This is a genomic window from Streptomyces sp. TLI_55 (assembly GCF_900206255.1).
In the GTDB taxonomy this organism is placed as follows: Bacteria; Actinomycetota; Actinomycetes; order Streptomycetales; family Streptomycetaceae; genus Streptomyces; species Streptomyces aquilus.
The window spans coordinates 815,534-828,844 of record NZ_OAOJ01000001.1 but is presented as its reverse complement, the minus strand read 5'-3'; the positions used below and the strand labels follow the sequence as shown (position 1 = coordinate 828,844).

Sequence of the window (13,311 nt, the reverse complement as noted above, 5' to 3'; positions counted from 1 at the left end):
TGCGCCGCCGAGGATCGGAAAAGGCCCGTGCGCCTCAGGGGCAGCCAACGTGCCCCCGGCGCGCCGCGCATGCGGACGGCCCCCGGGCAGGTGACGGATTACCTCGTCCGGCGCAAGCGCGCCGTCCCGGCAGGGTCAGGCGCCGGTGGTGACCGACCGCTCCGGCGACCAGCCGCCCCAGGTGCCGTCGGGCAGCCTGGCACGCACCCGCAACCGGTGGACCGCACCCGCCTCCCGCCCCGCGTAGAAGCTGTACGTGGCCCGCTCGGTGGGCGCCGTCCCGCCGTACACCAGCGAGGTCGCCGGACGTCCGTCCAGCCGGATCTGGTACTCGGTGACCACGCCGTCCGCACGCGGCGGCACCCAGGAGAGGTCGAAGTAGTACGCCCCGTCGCCGGCCCGCCGGGTCGTTGCGCGGAAGCCGGTGGGGGCCGTGCCCCGCCCGTCGTCGGCACCGGCGGCAGTGGTGAGGCGGACGACGGTGCTCGCGGGGGAGACGTTGTCGGCCGCGTCGCGGGCCCGCACGGTGAAGGAGTAGGCGACGCCGGGGCGCAGCCCCGTCACCACGGTCGCCGTCTGGTTCCCGCCCACACTGTGGATCTTCGTGCCGCCCTGATGGACGTCGTACGACACCACACCCACGTCGTCCGAGGCCGCGGACCACGACAGCTGCACCGCCCGGCCGCCGACCACCCGCCCCGTCACCCGGCCCGGACGGGTCGGCGCCGAGACGTCCGCCCGCGTGGCCGCCGGGGTCGTCGCCCGGACCTCGCGGCTGGGCGGGCCGAGCCGGCCGGCGGTGTCCCGGGCGCGCACGGTGAACACATAGGTGGTGGACGGCCTGAGCCTGGAGACGTCCACCATGTGCTCGGAACCCGGCACGTCCCGCACCTTCGTGGTGCCGCGATACACCTCGTAGCCGTCGATCCCGTCCGCCGCGGACACCGCGCTCCACATCACATGCACGCTGGTCGCGCTGCCGGCGGCCGCCGTGAGACCCGCGGGGGCCCCGGGGATTCTGCCCTCGTCGGCCTCGGCGCCGCCCCAGCCGCAGCCCGCCAGCAGCAGGAGCGTCCCGCAGAGAACGGCAACACGTCGCACGAGTGCGCCTCCCGGGGGCAATGGTCCGGACCAATACGCCGTCACTCACTATGCAGCGCTGACGTGGTCGCATCAAGAGGGGCGGCATTGGTGGGCACGGCGGACGGTTACGTATGCTGAACCACCTCATGGCGAACTCCCTTCGAGGGCTCGGGAGTTCATGCCGTTGGCGCGGGCCGCTGTCGTCGCTGTCCCCGCGCCGGACGCGGGCGGCCGGGCCGCCGGAGCCGACGCAGGCTCAGGCGCCCGGCCCCTGTCGGACGTTCGGACGGGGCGCACGCGCCCACGGGGCCGTGCACCGTCCGGCCCCCTCAGGGTGGCCGGGTCCGCGATCCGGCATCAGATTGGGCTGAGTGTCCGTCAACGTCCCCCAGGAGAGGGTCCCTTATCGTGCGTGTCCAGTCGCTGACGCTGGCCGCGGCAGGCGCCGCCCTGCTCGCCCCGACGACATCGCCCGCCGTCGAGCCCCTCGCCTTCCAGGAGCCGGTGGTGCGCCACGAGGGCGATGTCCGCGCCGCCGACCTGCTGGCCAAGGTGCGTGACTGCATCCCCGTCTCCCGCGGCCGGTACGCCACCGACGACGGCCTGCCCGCCACCGTCCCGGTCTGCGGCACCGACGGGGCCGTGTTCTGGAAGGCCGACATGGACATCGACTGCGACGGCCGGCCCGGCCGGTACTGCAACCGGAGCACCGACCCGCTGTTCTCCCCGGCCACCGCCTACCAGCAGGCCGACGGCCGCTATCTGAGCGCCGAAGCCCTGCCCTACATCGTGGTGCCCGCCCCGAGCCCCGTCTGGAACTACCGGGACAGCGGCGTCCGGGGCGGCTCGGTCGCGGCGGTGATCTACAAGGACCGCGTGCAGTACGCGGTCGTCGGCGACGTCGGCCCCCGCGGCATCATCGGCGAGGCCTCCTACGCCGGCGCCAAGGCCCTCGGCATCCGCCCCGACCCACGCGGCGGCGGCACGCCTTCCGGGGTGACCTACATCGTCTTCAAGGATTCCCAGGTCAAACCCATCGAGGACCATAAGGCCGCGATCGCGACGGGGGAGCGGCTGGCGCGGCTGTTCGTGCGGGGGCGGTAGGCGGCACGGCCTTGCGTGCGGGGAGGTGGGCGGCACGGCCTTCGTGCGAGAGTGCCTCAGACCGCCGACCAGCCGTTGTCCACGGCCAGTACCACGCCGTTGATGTTGCTCGCCGCGTCCGAGGCGAGGAACACGATCGCGGCGGCCTGTTCCTCCGGCTCGGAGACGCGGCCGACGTTGCCGAAGTAGGGGCCCAGCGCCTGCGGGCCGTGGGCCTCGCCGTCGATGTCGACGGCGATCCCCGTCGCCGTGCCGCCCGGGGCGATCGCGTTGGCCCGGATGCCCTGGTTGCGGTACATCACGGCGAGGTTCTTGGTCAGACCCACCACGCCGTGCTTCGAGGCCGTGTAGGCGGCGCCCGCGGCGCTGCCCCGCAGCCCGGCCTCGGACGCGGTGTTCACGATGGCACCCTTGCCCGCCTTCAGCATGTGCGGCAGCACGGCCCGGGTGAGCAGGAAGGGCGCGGTGAGGTTGACCCGGATGACCCGCTCCCACTCCGCGTCGCTCACGTCCGCCGCCGCCGACATCCGGTCCATGATCCCGGCGTTGTTCACCAGCACGTCCACACCCCCGAAGCGCTCCACGGCGGTCGAGGTCACGCGGTCGACGACGGCCTGCTCGCTCAGGTCGCCGGTGACGGCCACCGCGGTGCCGCCCGCCTCCTCGATCTCGCTGACGACCTTCGCCGCCGTCTCGGCGTTGAGATCCGCCACCACGACCTTCGAGCCCTCCGCGGCGAAGGCCAGGGCGGCGGCCCGCCCGATGCCCGAGCCCGCTCCGGTGACGATGACGCTGCGTCCGTCGAGTCCAGTGGCCATGGCGGTTCCCTGTCTGTGCGCTGCGAGTGTGCCTGGGTGCCTGCACTCTACGACTTAATGTCTGTGAGTGACATAAAGTCATGGTGGAGAATTCCGGAGACGATCACTGCCGGCCGGAGGACGACATGACCGCAGCCCGCGGACGCACGGGACGACCACCGCTGACCGAGGAGCGCCGGGCCGAGATCCGGCTGGAGATCGCCCGGGCCGCGGTGAACCTGTTCGTCGCCCAGGGCGTCGCGGCCACCACCGGCGAACAGATCGGCCAGGCGGTCGGTGTCTCCGCCCGCACCGTCTGGCGCTATTTCCCGAGCAAGGAGAGCTGTGTACGGCCGCTGTTCTCGGCCGGGATCGACGTGATCGTCGACTGTCTGCGGGAGTGGGCCCCCGGGCAGCCCCTGGAGGAGATCTTCGACCCCAGGCCGGCCGCCGCCCCCGCCTTCGTCGCCGGTCCGGAACGGGCGACGGTCGGTGCGCTCGTACGGCTGACCCGCACCGAACCCGGCCTGCGGGCGATCTGGCTCCAGACGTACGACGAGGCCGAACCGGCGTTCGCCCGCGCCCTCGGTGAGCGGGCCGGGCTGCCCGCGGACGATCTGCGGCCCACGATCCAGGCGGCGATGTTCAACGCGGCCCTGCGCGCGGCGGTGGAGCACTACGCCTGGCGCGTCGAGGGCGAGAACGCAGACGCCGCGAGGGCGGAGGCCGAGCTGGCGGACACCATGCGCTCGGCCCTCGCCTTCGCGGCGCGGGGACTCTCCTAGGGGGACTCTCCTGGAGGGAGCTTTCCTGGAGGCGGCTCTCAGACCTTGCGGTACGTGTAGGCCTCCGCTGCCGCCGCCTCCACCGCCGCCAGGTCGGCGCCCGTCGACGCGGTGACGACCGCCGCGATCGCGCCCTCCACGAACGGGGCGTCCACCAGGCGGGTGCCCTCGGGGAGCTCGTCGCCCTCCGCGAGCAGCGCCTTCACCGTCAGCACGGCGCTGCCCAGGTCGGTGAGGACGGCGACGCCCACCCCCCGGTCCACCGAGGCGGCGGCCGCGGCGATCAGCTCGGAGCTGGTGCCGAACCCACCGCCCTCGGTGCCGCCCGCCGGGGCGACGGGAACGTCCACGCCACCCCCGGCCAGCCCCTTGGCCAAGGCCGCGACCGACGCCGCCACCTCCGCGCTGTGCGACACCAGCACGATCCCGACGAGCTCGCCGTCACTCACCGTTCGCCTCCGCGAGCGCCGCGACCAGCAGGGACGACGACGTGGCGCCCGGGTCCTGGTGCCCGATGCTGCGCTCGCCCAGATAGCTCGCCCGGCCCTTGCGGGCCTGGAGCGGCGTCGTCGCCTGGGCGCCCTCCTCGGCGGCGGCCCGTGCGGCGCCGAACCCGTCGCCGAGCGCGTCGACGGCCGGCACCAGTGCGTCGATCATGGTCTTGTCGCCGGGTGCCGCCCCGCCCAGGGCCATGACGGCGTCCACCCCCGTACGGAAGGCGTCGGCGAACTGGCCCTCACTGACCTCGGCATCGTCCCCGAGCGCCTTGCCGGTGCGCCGCAGCAGCGTGCCGTACAGCGGCCCCGAGGCCCCGCCGACCGTGGAGATCAGCTGCCGTCCGGCGAGGATGAGCACGGCGCCGGGGGTCGCCGGGGCCTCCTTCTCCAGTACGGCCGTCACGGCGTGGAACCCGCGCTGGAGGTTGCTGCCGTGGTCGGCGTCCCCGATGGGGGAGTCGAGGGCCGTGAGCCGTTCCGCCTCACGGTCCACGGACGCGGCGGTCGCCGTCATCCAACGGCGGAAGAAGTCGGCGTCGAGCACTGGATCTCCTTGCGTGGTAGGTCGGTTGACAGGCCCTAGATGCCCCAGCGCAGCCCCGCGGTCTTCACCGGCGCGTCCCACAGCCGCAGCGTCTCCTCGTCGACCTGGCACAGGGTCACCGAGGCGCCCGCCATGTCCAGGGAGGTGACGTAGTTGCCTACGAGTGTGCGGGCCACGGCCACACCACGCTCGGTCAGCACCCGTTGCACCTCGGCGTTGAACCCGTACAGCTCCAGCAGCGGGGTCGCGCCCATGCCGTTGACCAGTACCAGCACCGGGTTGCGCGGGCTCATGTCGTCGAGGACGGCATGGACCGCGAAGTCGGCGATCTCGCGCGAGGTCATCATGGCCCGCCGCTCCCGGCCCGGCTCGCCGTGGATGCCGATGCCCAGCTCCAGCTCCCCGTCGGGCAGGTCGAAGGTGGGGCTGCCCTTGGCGTACGTGGTACAGGCACTGAGCGCGACGCCGAAGCTGCGGGAGTTCTCGTTGACCTGCCGGGCGATCGACTCCACGCGCTCCAGCGGCTGACCCTCCTCGGCGGCGGCTCCGGCTATCTTCTCGACGAAGAGGGTGGCGCCGGTGCCGCGCCGGCCGGCGGTGTAGAGGCTGTCGGTGACGGCCACGTCGTCGTTGACCAGGACCTTCGCCACCTGGATGCCCTCGTCCTCGGCGAGTTCGGCGGCCATGTCGAAGTTGAGGACGTCACCGGTGTAGTTCTTCACGATGAACAGCACGCCCGCGCCGCTGTCCACGGCCGCCGCCGCCCGCACCATCTGGTCGGGCACGGGGGAGGTGAACACCTCGCCGGGACAGGCCGCCGACAGCATGCCGGGGCCCACGAATCCGCCGTGCAGCGGCTCGTGCCCGGAACCGCCGCCGGAGACCAGGCCCACCTTCCCGGCCACGGGGGCGTCCCGCCGGACGATCACCCGGTTCTCCACGTCGACGGTGAGTTCGGGATGGGCTGCCGCCAGTCCGCGCAGCGCGTCCGCGACGACGGTCTCGGGGACGTTGATGAGCATCCGCATGGGTACCTCCTGGCCGAACCTGAACGGGATACCTGATGCATGCAGTATCGAACGTCCGGCGGAGAAGGTCACGACGTGGTGAGTCACCACCGTCACTGGTTGGTCCGTACCAAGCTCTTGACATGTCCATCTCTCACTTCTTAACTCACGAATTGAACTAAGCCCACAGGAGATGACATGCCAAGCCCCCGATTCACCGGCCCCAGGGCCGCGGTCTGCATGGCCGCCGCCCTCGCCGCCTCGATCCTCACCGGCCTCCAGCCCGCCGACGCCGCGGCCGCCGCCCTGCCCACCGGGTGGGCCACGGTCGTCAACGCCGGCAGCGGCAAGTGCCTCGACGCCCGCTCGGCGGCCACCGTCAACGGCACCGCCGTACAGCAGTACACCTGCAACAGCACCACCGCCCAGCAGTGGAGCCTCACCGCCACCAGCGACGGCTACGTCCGGATCAACAACCGCAACGACCCCCAGCAGGTCGCCGACGTCAGCGACGTGTCCACCGCCGACAACGCGGCCGTGCACCTGTGGACCTACGGCGGCGGCGCCAACCAGCAGTGGCTGCCCGTCGACGAGGGCGGCGGCGCCTATCACTTCGTCAACCGCAACAGCGGCAAGTGCCTCGACGTCCCCGCCGCTTCCACGGCCGACAGCGTCCAACTGGTCCAGTACACCTGCAACGGCACGGCCGCCCAGCGCTTCCAGGTCGCACCCGTGAGCACCGCGCCCGGCGACGTCGACCTCGGTCCGAACGTCGTCGTCTTCGACCCGTCGATGCCGTCGTCCACGATCCAGAGCCGCCTGAACCAGATCTTCCAGCAGCAGGAGACCAACCAGTTCGGCTCCCAGCGCTACGCCGTGATGTTCAAGCCCGGAACCTACAGCAACGACGTCAACGTCGGCTTCTACACCCAGGTGTTGGGGCTCGGGCAGTCACCCGACTCGGTCACGATCAACGGTGCCGTGCACGTCGAGGCCGACTGGTTCCCGCCGCAGAACGCCACCCAGAACTTCTGGCGCGGCGCCGAGAACCTGTCCGTCAACCCGACGGGCGGCACGGACCGCTGGGCGGTCTCGCAGGCCTCCGGCTACCGGCGCATGCATGTGCGCGGCAACCTGGAGTTGAGCGACGGCGGTTGGTCCAGCGGCGGCTTCATGGCCGACAGCAAGATCGACGGTCAGGTCCGCTCCGGCACCCAGCAGCAGTGGCTCACCCGCAACTCCCAGCTCGGCAGCTGGACCGGCGCCAACTGGAACATGGTCTTCGTCGGCAGCCAGGGCGTCCCGGGCAACAGCTTCCCCAACCCGCCCTACACCACGGTGAACCAGACGCCGACCGTCCGCGAGAAGCCCTTCCTGTACGTCGACGCCGCGGGCGCCTACAAGGTGTTCGTGCCCGCCGTCCGCACCAACTCCTCGGCCACCACCTGGGCGAGCGGCAGCGCCCCGGGCACCTCGCTCGGCATCGACCAGTTCTACGTCGTCAAGCCGGGCGCGACCGCCGCGCAGATCAACTCGGCGCTGGCCGAAGGGAAGAACCTGCTGGTCACCCCCGGCGTCTACCACCTCGACCAGACCCTGCGCGTGACCCGCCCCGACACCGTCGTGCTCGGCCTCGGACTCGCCACCTTCGTGCCCGACAACGGCGTCACCGCCATGACCGTCGCCGACGTCGACGGCGTGAAGCTCGCGGGCATCCTCTTCGACGCAGGCACCACCAACTCCCAGACCCTGGTGGAGATCGGCCCGTCCGGCGCCGCCGCCGACCACGCCGCCGACCCCACCTCGCTGCACGACGTCTACTTCCGCGTCGGCGGCGCCGCCGTCGGCAAGGCCACCACCAGCCTCGTGGTCAACAGCGACGACGTGATCGGCGACCACATGTGGATCTGGCGTGCCGACCACGGCTCCGGCGTCGGCTGGACCACCAACACCGCCGACACGGGACTGGTCGTCAACGGCGACGACGTCACCATGTACGGCCTCTTTGTCGAGCACTACCAGAAGCACCAGACGATCTGGAACGGCAACGGCGGCCGGACGTACTTCTACCAGAACGAGATGCCCTACGACCCGCCCAACCAGGCGTCCTGGATGAACGGCTCCACCCAGGGCTACGCCGCCTACAAGGTCGCCAACTCGGTCACCAGCCACCAGGCCTACGGGCTCGGCAGCTACTGCTACTTCAACGTCAACCCGAGCGTCACCGCCGAGCACGCCTTCGAGGTCCCCAACACCCCGAACGTGCGCTTCCAGAACATGGTGACCGTCTCGCTCGGCGGCACCGGGACGATCCGGCACGTCATCAACGACCGGGGCGGCCCGTCCAACTCCTCCACGAACGTGGCCAACCTGGTGAGCTATCCCTGACGTCGTCCGGCGGGAACTGTGTGTTCGCCTGGTGAAGCGTGTTTCACCGGGGGCTGGTCAAGTGCGGCCCCCGGTGTGACACTCGGCGCAACACAGATCCTTCAAGGAGTCGTCGATGAGCAGGAGCGAGTCTCCCGAGGCCGGTACGACGGCCGGTGTGGTCCGCGGTCGCCGCGAGGCCGGTCTGGATGTCTTCCGCGGTATCCCCTACGCGCAGCCCCCGGTGGGGGAGGCGCGGTTCGCGGCGCCGCGGCCGGCCGAGCGGTGGGAGGGGGTGCGGGAGACGACCGCGTTCGGACCGCCGCCCCCGCAGGAGCCGTTCGCCCCCGACGCCCCGGCTGTCGCGCCCTGGTCCCTGCCGACCGGCGACGACTGGCTCACCGTCAACGTCTGGACACCCGAGGCCGACCCGGCGGCCCGCCGCCCCGTGATGGTGTGGATCTACGGCGGCGCCTACAAGATGGGCGCCGCCGACGACCCCACCTACAACGGCGGCCGGCTCGCCAAGGACGGGAACCTGGTCGTCGTCACCCTCAACTACCGGGTCGGCGTCGAGGGGTTCCTCCACATCGAGGGCGCTCCCGCGAACCGGGGGCTGCTCGATCAGGTCGCCGCACTGGAGTGGGTGCGCGACAACATCACCGCCTTCGGCGGCGACCCGGACCAGGTCACCGTCTTCGGCGAGTCGGCCGGCGCCGGGTCCGTCGCCGCGCTGCTGGCCATGCCGAGGGCGCGCGGTCTGTTCCACCGGGCGATCGCGCAGAGCGTGCCGGGCACGTACTTCTCGGACGCGCTGGCCCGGGACATCGGCGCGGCCGTCGCCGGGGAACTCGGGCTGCGCCCGACGGTCGCCGACCTGGCGGGCGTGGACCCGCGCAAGCTGCCCGAGGCGGGGGCCGCGCTGGGCGGTCGTATGCGCGGCTTCCGGCCCCGGTGGGGCACGGTCGCCCTCACCGCCACCCCGTACTCCCCGGTCGTCGACGGGGACGTCCTGCCCGACATGCCGTGGACGGCCCTCGCGGAGGGTTCGGCCCGGGACGTGGAGCTGATCGTCGGGCACAACCGCGACGAGTACCGGCTGTTCCTGATGATGGGCGGGCTGCTCGGCAAGGTCGACGACCAGCTGGCGTCCGCCGCGCTGGCCGGCTTCGGGCCGGCACCCGACTCCGAACAGGCCTACCGCGCCGCGTTCCCCGACGCCTCGGCGGAGCAGCTCTTCGAACTCGTCCAGTCCGACTGGCTGTTCCGCATGCCCTCCCTCCGCCTGGCGGACGCGCAGACGGTCGGCGGCGGCCGGGCACACCTCTACGAACTCACCTGGTCCGCCCCGGTCCACGGCGGCGCGCTCGGGGCCTGCCACGGCCTGGACGTCCCCCTGGTCTTCGGCCCCCAGGGCGGCGGACTCGGCAGCATGCTGGTCGGCCCCGAGCCGACGCCCGAGACCGAACAGCTCTCCGCGTACGTACGGTCTGCCTGGACCGCCTTCGCGACCACGGGCGACCCCGGCTGGCCCGCGTACGACCCCGAGAACCGGCTCACCCGGCTCCTCGACACCGAACCGACGGTGACCGCCTATCCGGAGGAGGCCTCACGCCGGCTGTGGGAGCGGCACGTCTTCGAGGCTCTGCCGCTGACCGCGGGCTGACCGGGCCGCCGGGCAGGTCCTAGGTGCGATCGCCCTTCGGCCTGCCCCGCTGGTCGGGGGTGCCGTGCGGGGGCGGGCTGTACGGTTCCGGCGACGTCGTCGGTGAGACGGGGGAACCGTGGCGTCCTCCGCGTGTCTCGGGGCGCAGCGCCTGGGGATCGCCGGACGTCTGCTCGGCGCCGGCGTCCAGCTGCTCCAGGCGCGCGGTCAGCACCTCGGTCACCGGGAGCCGGTTGGCGTGGGTGCGCTCGTAGGAGAGCAGCGTCTCCACCTCCTCCGGGGCCAGCGATCGCACCCGGCTCTCCAGGCCGCCGATGGGCAGATGGTCGTAGTCGGGCAGCGGCAGGGCGCTGCGGCCGCCGTCGGCCATGGAACTCACTTCCCTCGGTGCTGTGCGCTGTGCGCTCTGCGCTGTACGGCCCGCGGCCGTGGATCCTCGGGGCTGTGTGCTGTACGGGCCCGCGGCTGTGGATCGTCGGGGCTGTGCACTGTGCGGGCCGGTGGGCCGTGGGCCCCCGGTGGCGTGCACTGTGCGGGCCCGTGGACCATAGGCCCCCGGTGCCGTGCACCGCGCGGGCCCGCGGGCCGTGGGTCGACGGCTGTCCGGTCACCCGCCGCCGAACGATCCGCTCTTGCCGTCGGTCCACCGGCGGCGGGACTTCTCGGGGCCCGTCCGGGTGCTGCTGTTGCCGAAGCCGGGCATCTCGTGCGGGGTGAGACGGTGGTCGCTTCTCGGCACCTCGTCGGGCTCCCTGTTCTCCGCGACCTCGCGGACGGGCCCGCCCTCCGGCAGCCGCGGCTGCTCCTCGGGGCGCGGCGGCGGAGGCTCGCGGCGACGGACGCGCGCGCCCATCCAGAAGGCGCCCAGCAGCAGGGCGACGACGACCAGGCCCGCCACGATCAGCCCGACGCCCAGGGCGCCGCGACCCGCGGCCATCTCCATCCATGCGCTAGTCATGATCCCGCGAGTACCCCCGGCGTCCGGAGTGAACCCGACCGCCCCGACCGGCGGCAACCTCCGGCGACGGGGTTTGACGCGACCTGCGGCGGCTACCCGCGCGGTGTGACAGCGATGACACCCCAACAGGAGCTCATCCGGTTCCTGGAGGACCGTTTCGCGTGTGCGCAGGCGTGCACCGAATGCGCCCGGGCATGCGCGGTGCGTGCCAGCCTCGTGGATCCGGACGGAACCGAGCAACAGGAACTCGTACGACGCAAGGGCATCATGTGCGCGGAGGTGTGCGACGCGACCTGCCGGGTGCTGTCCGAGCAGAACCGGCTGGACGAGGGCGGCATCCGCGTCCAGCTGGAGTGGTGCCGGACGGTCTGCCTGGAGTGCGCCCACGCCTTCGACAACGAGCCGGGAGCGGAGGATGCGGCGAAGGCCTGCCGGGAGTGCGCCCAGGCGTGCACGGACTTCATGGCCACGCTGAACTGAGGCGGGGCGTGCCCCTGGGAGGGTTTCAGACGTGCCTCGACTCAGACGTGCCCCGGAGGGACTCAGGGCCTAGAGGGGCCGCCCCATCCGGACGTTCCAGCGCCCCGCCCTTCCGCTGAGCTCGACGGCGGTGAGCGGGGCCACGTCCGTCCGCCAGAAGGCCGACCTCGGCGCCCCCAGGGCGTGGACGAGGGCCGCGCGCACGATCTCGGGTTCGGCCACGGCGATCGTGCGGGCCGTCTCCGAGGCAGCCTCGGCCAGCCCGGCCAGCTCGTCCAGCCATGCCCCGACCCGGTCGCACAGCGCGGCCACCGACTCCCCGCCGTGCGGCGCCACTTCGGGGTCGGACAGCCAGCGTCCCAGCGCCTCCGGTTCCGCGGCGCCCACCTCGGCGAGCGTCGATCCGCGCCAGCGCCCCGTGTCGAGGGCGGCCAACTCCGGTGCGTCCAGGGCGTCGAGGCCGAGCGCGCCGGCCGTCTCGCGGCAGCGCACGGTGGGGGAGGAACAGACCCGGTGTGCCGTCGGGAGCGTGCCCGCGGCGGCCTTCGCGCTCCGCAGGCCGGAGGCGTCGAGGGGGCAGCCGTCGTCGAAGCGGGCCTCCCGCAGGGCCTCGGTGATCGCGGGTGAGATCAACATCACTCGGCTGGTCATCGGTCCATTCCCCCGCTCAACATCCTTTCCGTACCACGTATTTGACATGCGCACAGCGCTTCAGGGGCGCTCGTGGCCGGACCATGCGCTCTTGGCCGTATCCCTCCCACGCGGTACCTTCTCGTGGATATCGACGACGGTTCGGTGGAAGCCGGTGGGATTCCGGCACGGTCGCGCCACTGTATGCCGGGCACGCTCCTGACGGGCGGGCCGGGTGAGTCAGACCCGCCCCGTCGTCCTGTGCACCACCGAGACGGGACGCGAGTTCCCCCAGGAGGTCCTGCCATGGCGCAGACCGTCGCTCAGCCGACAACCAGTTCCACCGCCGTACCCGCCAAGCTGCCGATCGGCGCCATCGTCCCCTGGGCGGTCTTCTTCGGCGTCCTGATGCTGGTCCTGCTCTACTTCGTCGGCGCCGAACAGGGCGCCACCTCCCTCGTGTCGGGCGAGGGGGTCCACGAGTGGGTGCATGACGCCCGCCATCTGCTCGGCTTCCCCTGCCACTGACCGCGGCGAGGAAGCGTATCCGCGCATGAACTCCGCAACTGTCAGAAACCTCCTGGTCCGCGGCATGCTCGCGGGCCTCGTCGCGGGTCTGGCCGCGCTCGTCGTCGCGTACTTCCTCGGGGAGCCGCGCGTCGATCAGGCCATCGCCTTCGAGGAGGCCCACGCGCACGAGCACGGCGGCGAGGAACTGGTCAGCCGTACGCTCCAGTCCACCGCGGGCCTGTCCACCGGCGTCCTCGTCTACGGGGTCGCCTTCGGCGGCATCGCGGCGCTCGCGTACTGCTTCGCGCTCGGCCGGATCGGCCGCTTCGGGCCGCGCGCGAGCGCGCTGCTCCTGGCGGTCGCCGGGCTGGTCGCGGTGTACGTCGTGCCGTTCCTCAAGTACCCCGCCAACCCGCCGGCCGTCGGTGACCCCGACACGCTCGACCAGCGGACCGCGCTGTTCTTCCTGATGATCGTCCTCAGCGTGCTGCTGACGGTGGGCACGGTCATCCTGGGCAAGCGGCTCGCACCCCGGCTGGGCAACTGGAACGCCACCCTCGCCGCGGGCGCGTTCTTCGTCCTCGTCGTCGGGCTGGCGTACGCGTTCCTGCCGTCGTTCAACGAGGTGCCGGAGCACTTCCCGGCCGCCCTGTTGTGGCAGTACCGACTCGCCGCTCTCGCCGTGCAGGTGACCCTGTGGACCGCCTTCGGGCTGGTCTTCGGGCTGCTCGCGGAGCGGCAGCTCGCACCGAAGCGGGCCGAGCGGTCGGCGGGCGCCGGGAAGCAGCCGACTCCCGTCGCACACTGAGCAGTTCACGACCGAACGGGCCCCCGCGTCGCGGGGGCCTTTTCGTATGCCTCGGTTTCGTATGCCTCGGTGGAG

The 13,311-nt window shown here is 72.2% G+C and carries 15 protein-coding genes and 1 riboswitch; of the genes, 7 read left to right on the top strand and 8 right to left on the bottom strand.

The window, feature by feature from the left end:
• Window positions 1-135: 135 nt before the first annotated feature.
• On the bottom strand, window positions 136-1,101 hold the full coding sequence (locus tag CRP56_RS03990) for a fibronectin type III domain-containing protein (protein ID WP_257040000.1): 966 nt from the start codon (window positions 1,099-1,101) through the stop codon (window positions 136-138).
• 390 nt (window positions 1,102-1,491) lie between these two features.
• Here CRP56_RS03990 and CRP56_RS03985 point away from each other — a divergent pair, with 390 nt between their 5' ends.
• On the top strand, window positions 1,492-2,187 hold the full coding sequence (locus CRP56_RS03985) for a glycoside hydrolase family 75 protein (protein WP_097260246.1): 696 nt from the start codon (window positions 1,492-1,494) through the stop codon (window positions 2,185-2,187).
• 56 nt (window positions 2,188-2,243) lie between these two features.
• Here CRP56_RS03985 and CRP56_RS03980 read toward each other — a convergent pair whose 3' ends face one another.
• A complete protein-coding gene (locus tag CRP56_RS03980; RefSeq protein ID WP_097260244.1) occupies window positions 2,244-3,005 on the bottom strand; it encodes an SDR family NAD(P)-dependent oxidoreductase in 762 nt (253 codons plus the stop codon).
• A gap of 125 nt (window positions 3,006-3,130) precedes the next feature.
• On the opposite strand from CRP56_RS03980, the gene CRP56_RS03975 reads away from it, so the two are divergent.
• Entirely contained in the window at window positions 3,131-3,769 is a 639-nt protein-coding gene (locus CRP56_RS03975; protein WP_097273698.1) for a TetR/AcrR family transcriptional regulator, read from the top strand.
• A 38-nt stretch (window positions 3,770-3,807) separates the two neighbouring features.
• Here the strand turns inward: CRP56_RS03975 and CRP56_RS03970 are convergent, their stop codons facing one another.
• From CRP56_RS03970 to dhaK, 3 genes are read right to left on the bottom strand one after another with little or no spacing between them, the layout of a single operon-like run.
• Window positions 3,808-4,218, bottom strand: a complete 411-nt coding sequence (locus CRP56_RS03970; RefSeq protein WP_097260242.1) for a PTS-dependent dihydroxyacetone kinase phosphotransferase subunit DhaM — start codon at window positions 4,216-4,218, stop codon at window positions 3,808-3,810.
• Window positions 4,211-4,810 carry a dihydroxyacetone kinase subunit DhaL gene (dhaL, locus tag CRP56_RS03965; RefSeq protein ID WP_097260240.1) on the bottom strand — a complete coding sequence of 200 codons (600 nt, stop codon included), beginning with the start codon at window positions 4,808-4,810 and terminating at the stop codon, window positions 4,211-4,213. The genes CRP56_RS03970 and dhaL overlap by 8 nt, the downstream gene beginning before the upstream one ends.
• Before the next feature lie 35 nt (window positions 4,811-4,845).
• Window positions 4,846-5,838 carry a dihydroxyacetone kinase subunit DhaK gene (gene dhaK, locus CRP56_RS03960; protein WP_097260238.1) on the bottom strand — a complete coding sequence of 331 codons (993 nt, stop codon included), beginning with the start codon at window positions 5,836-5,838 and terminating at the stop codon, window positions 4,846-4,848.
• A gap of 219 nt (window positions 5,839-6,057) precedes the next feature.
• On the opposite strand from dhaK, the gene CRP56_RS03955 reads away from it, so the two are divergent.
• Both CRP56_RS03955 and CRP56_RS03950 read left to right on the top strand, forming a co-directional pair.
• Complete coding sequence (locus CRP56_RS03955) at window positions 6,058-8,205, top strand: RICIN domain-containing protein (protein ID WP_097260236.1); 2,148 nt, start codon at window positions 6,058-6,060, stop codon at window positions 8,203-8,205.
• 115 nt (window positions 8,206-8,320) lie between these two features.
• Window positions 8,321-9,850 carry a carboxylesterase/lipase family protein gene (locus tag CRP56_RS03950; protein ID WP_097260234.1) on the top strand — a complete coding sequence of 510 codons (1,530 nt, stop codon included), beginning with the start codon at window positions 8,321-8,323 and terminating at the stop codon, window positions 9,848-9,850.
• Between the two features lie 19 nt (window positions 9,851-9,869).
• Here CRP56_RS03950 and CRP56_RS03945 read toward each other — a convergent pair whose 3' ends face one another.
• Together CRP56_RS03945 and CRP56_RS03940 are read right to left on the bottom strand one after the other, a co-directional pair.
• Window positions 9,870-10,220 carry a hypothetical protein gene (locus CRP56_RS03945; RefSeq protein WP_097260232.1) on the bottom strand — a complete coding sequence of 117 codons (351 nt, stop codon included), beginning with the start codon at window positions 10,218-10,220 and terminating at the stop codon, window positions 9,870-9,872.
• A gap of 237 nt (window positions 10,221-10,457) precedes the next feature.
• Complete coding sequence (locus CRP56_RS03940) at window positions 10,458-10,808, bottom strand: DUF6479 family protein (protein ID WP_097260230.1); 351 nt, start codon at window positions 10,806-10,808, stop codon at window positions 10,458-10,460.
• Window positions 10,809-10,922: 114 nt separating this feature from the next.
• Here CRP56_RS03940 and CRP56_RS03935 point away from each other — a divergent pair, with 114 nt between their 5' ends.
• Complete coding sequence (locus tag CRP56_RS03935) at window positions 10,923-11,288, top strand: ferredoxin (protein ID WP_097260228.1); 366 nt, start codon at window positions 10,923-10,925, stop codon at window positions 11,286-11,288.
• Window positions 11,289-11,357: 69 nt separating this feature from the next.
• On the opposite strand, the gene CRP56_RS03930 is transcribed toward CRP56_RS03935, so the two are convergent.
• Window positions 11,358-11,939: a histidine phosphatase family protein gene (locus CRP56_RS03930; protein WP_097260225.1), complete on the bottom strand. Its 582-nt coding sequence runs from the start codon at window positions 11,937-11,939 to the stop codon at window positions 11,358-11,360.
• Between the two features lie 147 nt (window positions 11,940-12,086).
• A riboswitch (cobalamin riboswitch) is annotated at window positions 12,087-12,157 on the top strand.
• A 67-nt stretch (window positions 12,158-12,224) separates the two neighbouring features.
• Between CRP56_RS03930 and CRP56_RS03925 the strand changes: the two genes are divergently transcribed.
• Together CRP56_RS03925 and CRP56_RS03920 are read left to right on the top strand one after the other, a co-directional pair.
• Entirely contained in the window at window positions 12,225-12,446 is a 222-nt protein-coding gene (locus CRP56_RS03925) for a CbtB domain-containing protein (protein WP_097260223.1), read from the top strand.
• A 25-nt stretch (window positions 12,447-12,471) separates the two neighbouring features.
• Entirely contained in the window at window positions 12,472-13,236 is a 765-nt protein-coding gene (locus CRP56_RS03920; RefSeq protein WP_097260221.1) for a CbtA family protein, read from the top strand.
• Window positions 13,237-13,311 lie beyond the last annotated feature (75 nt).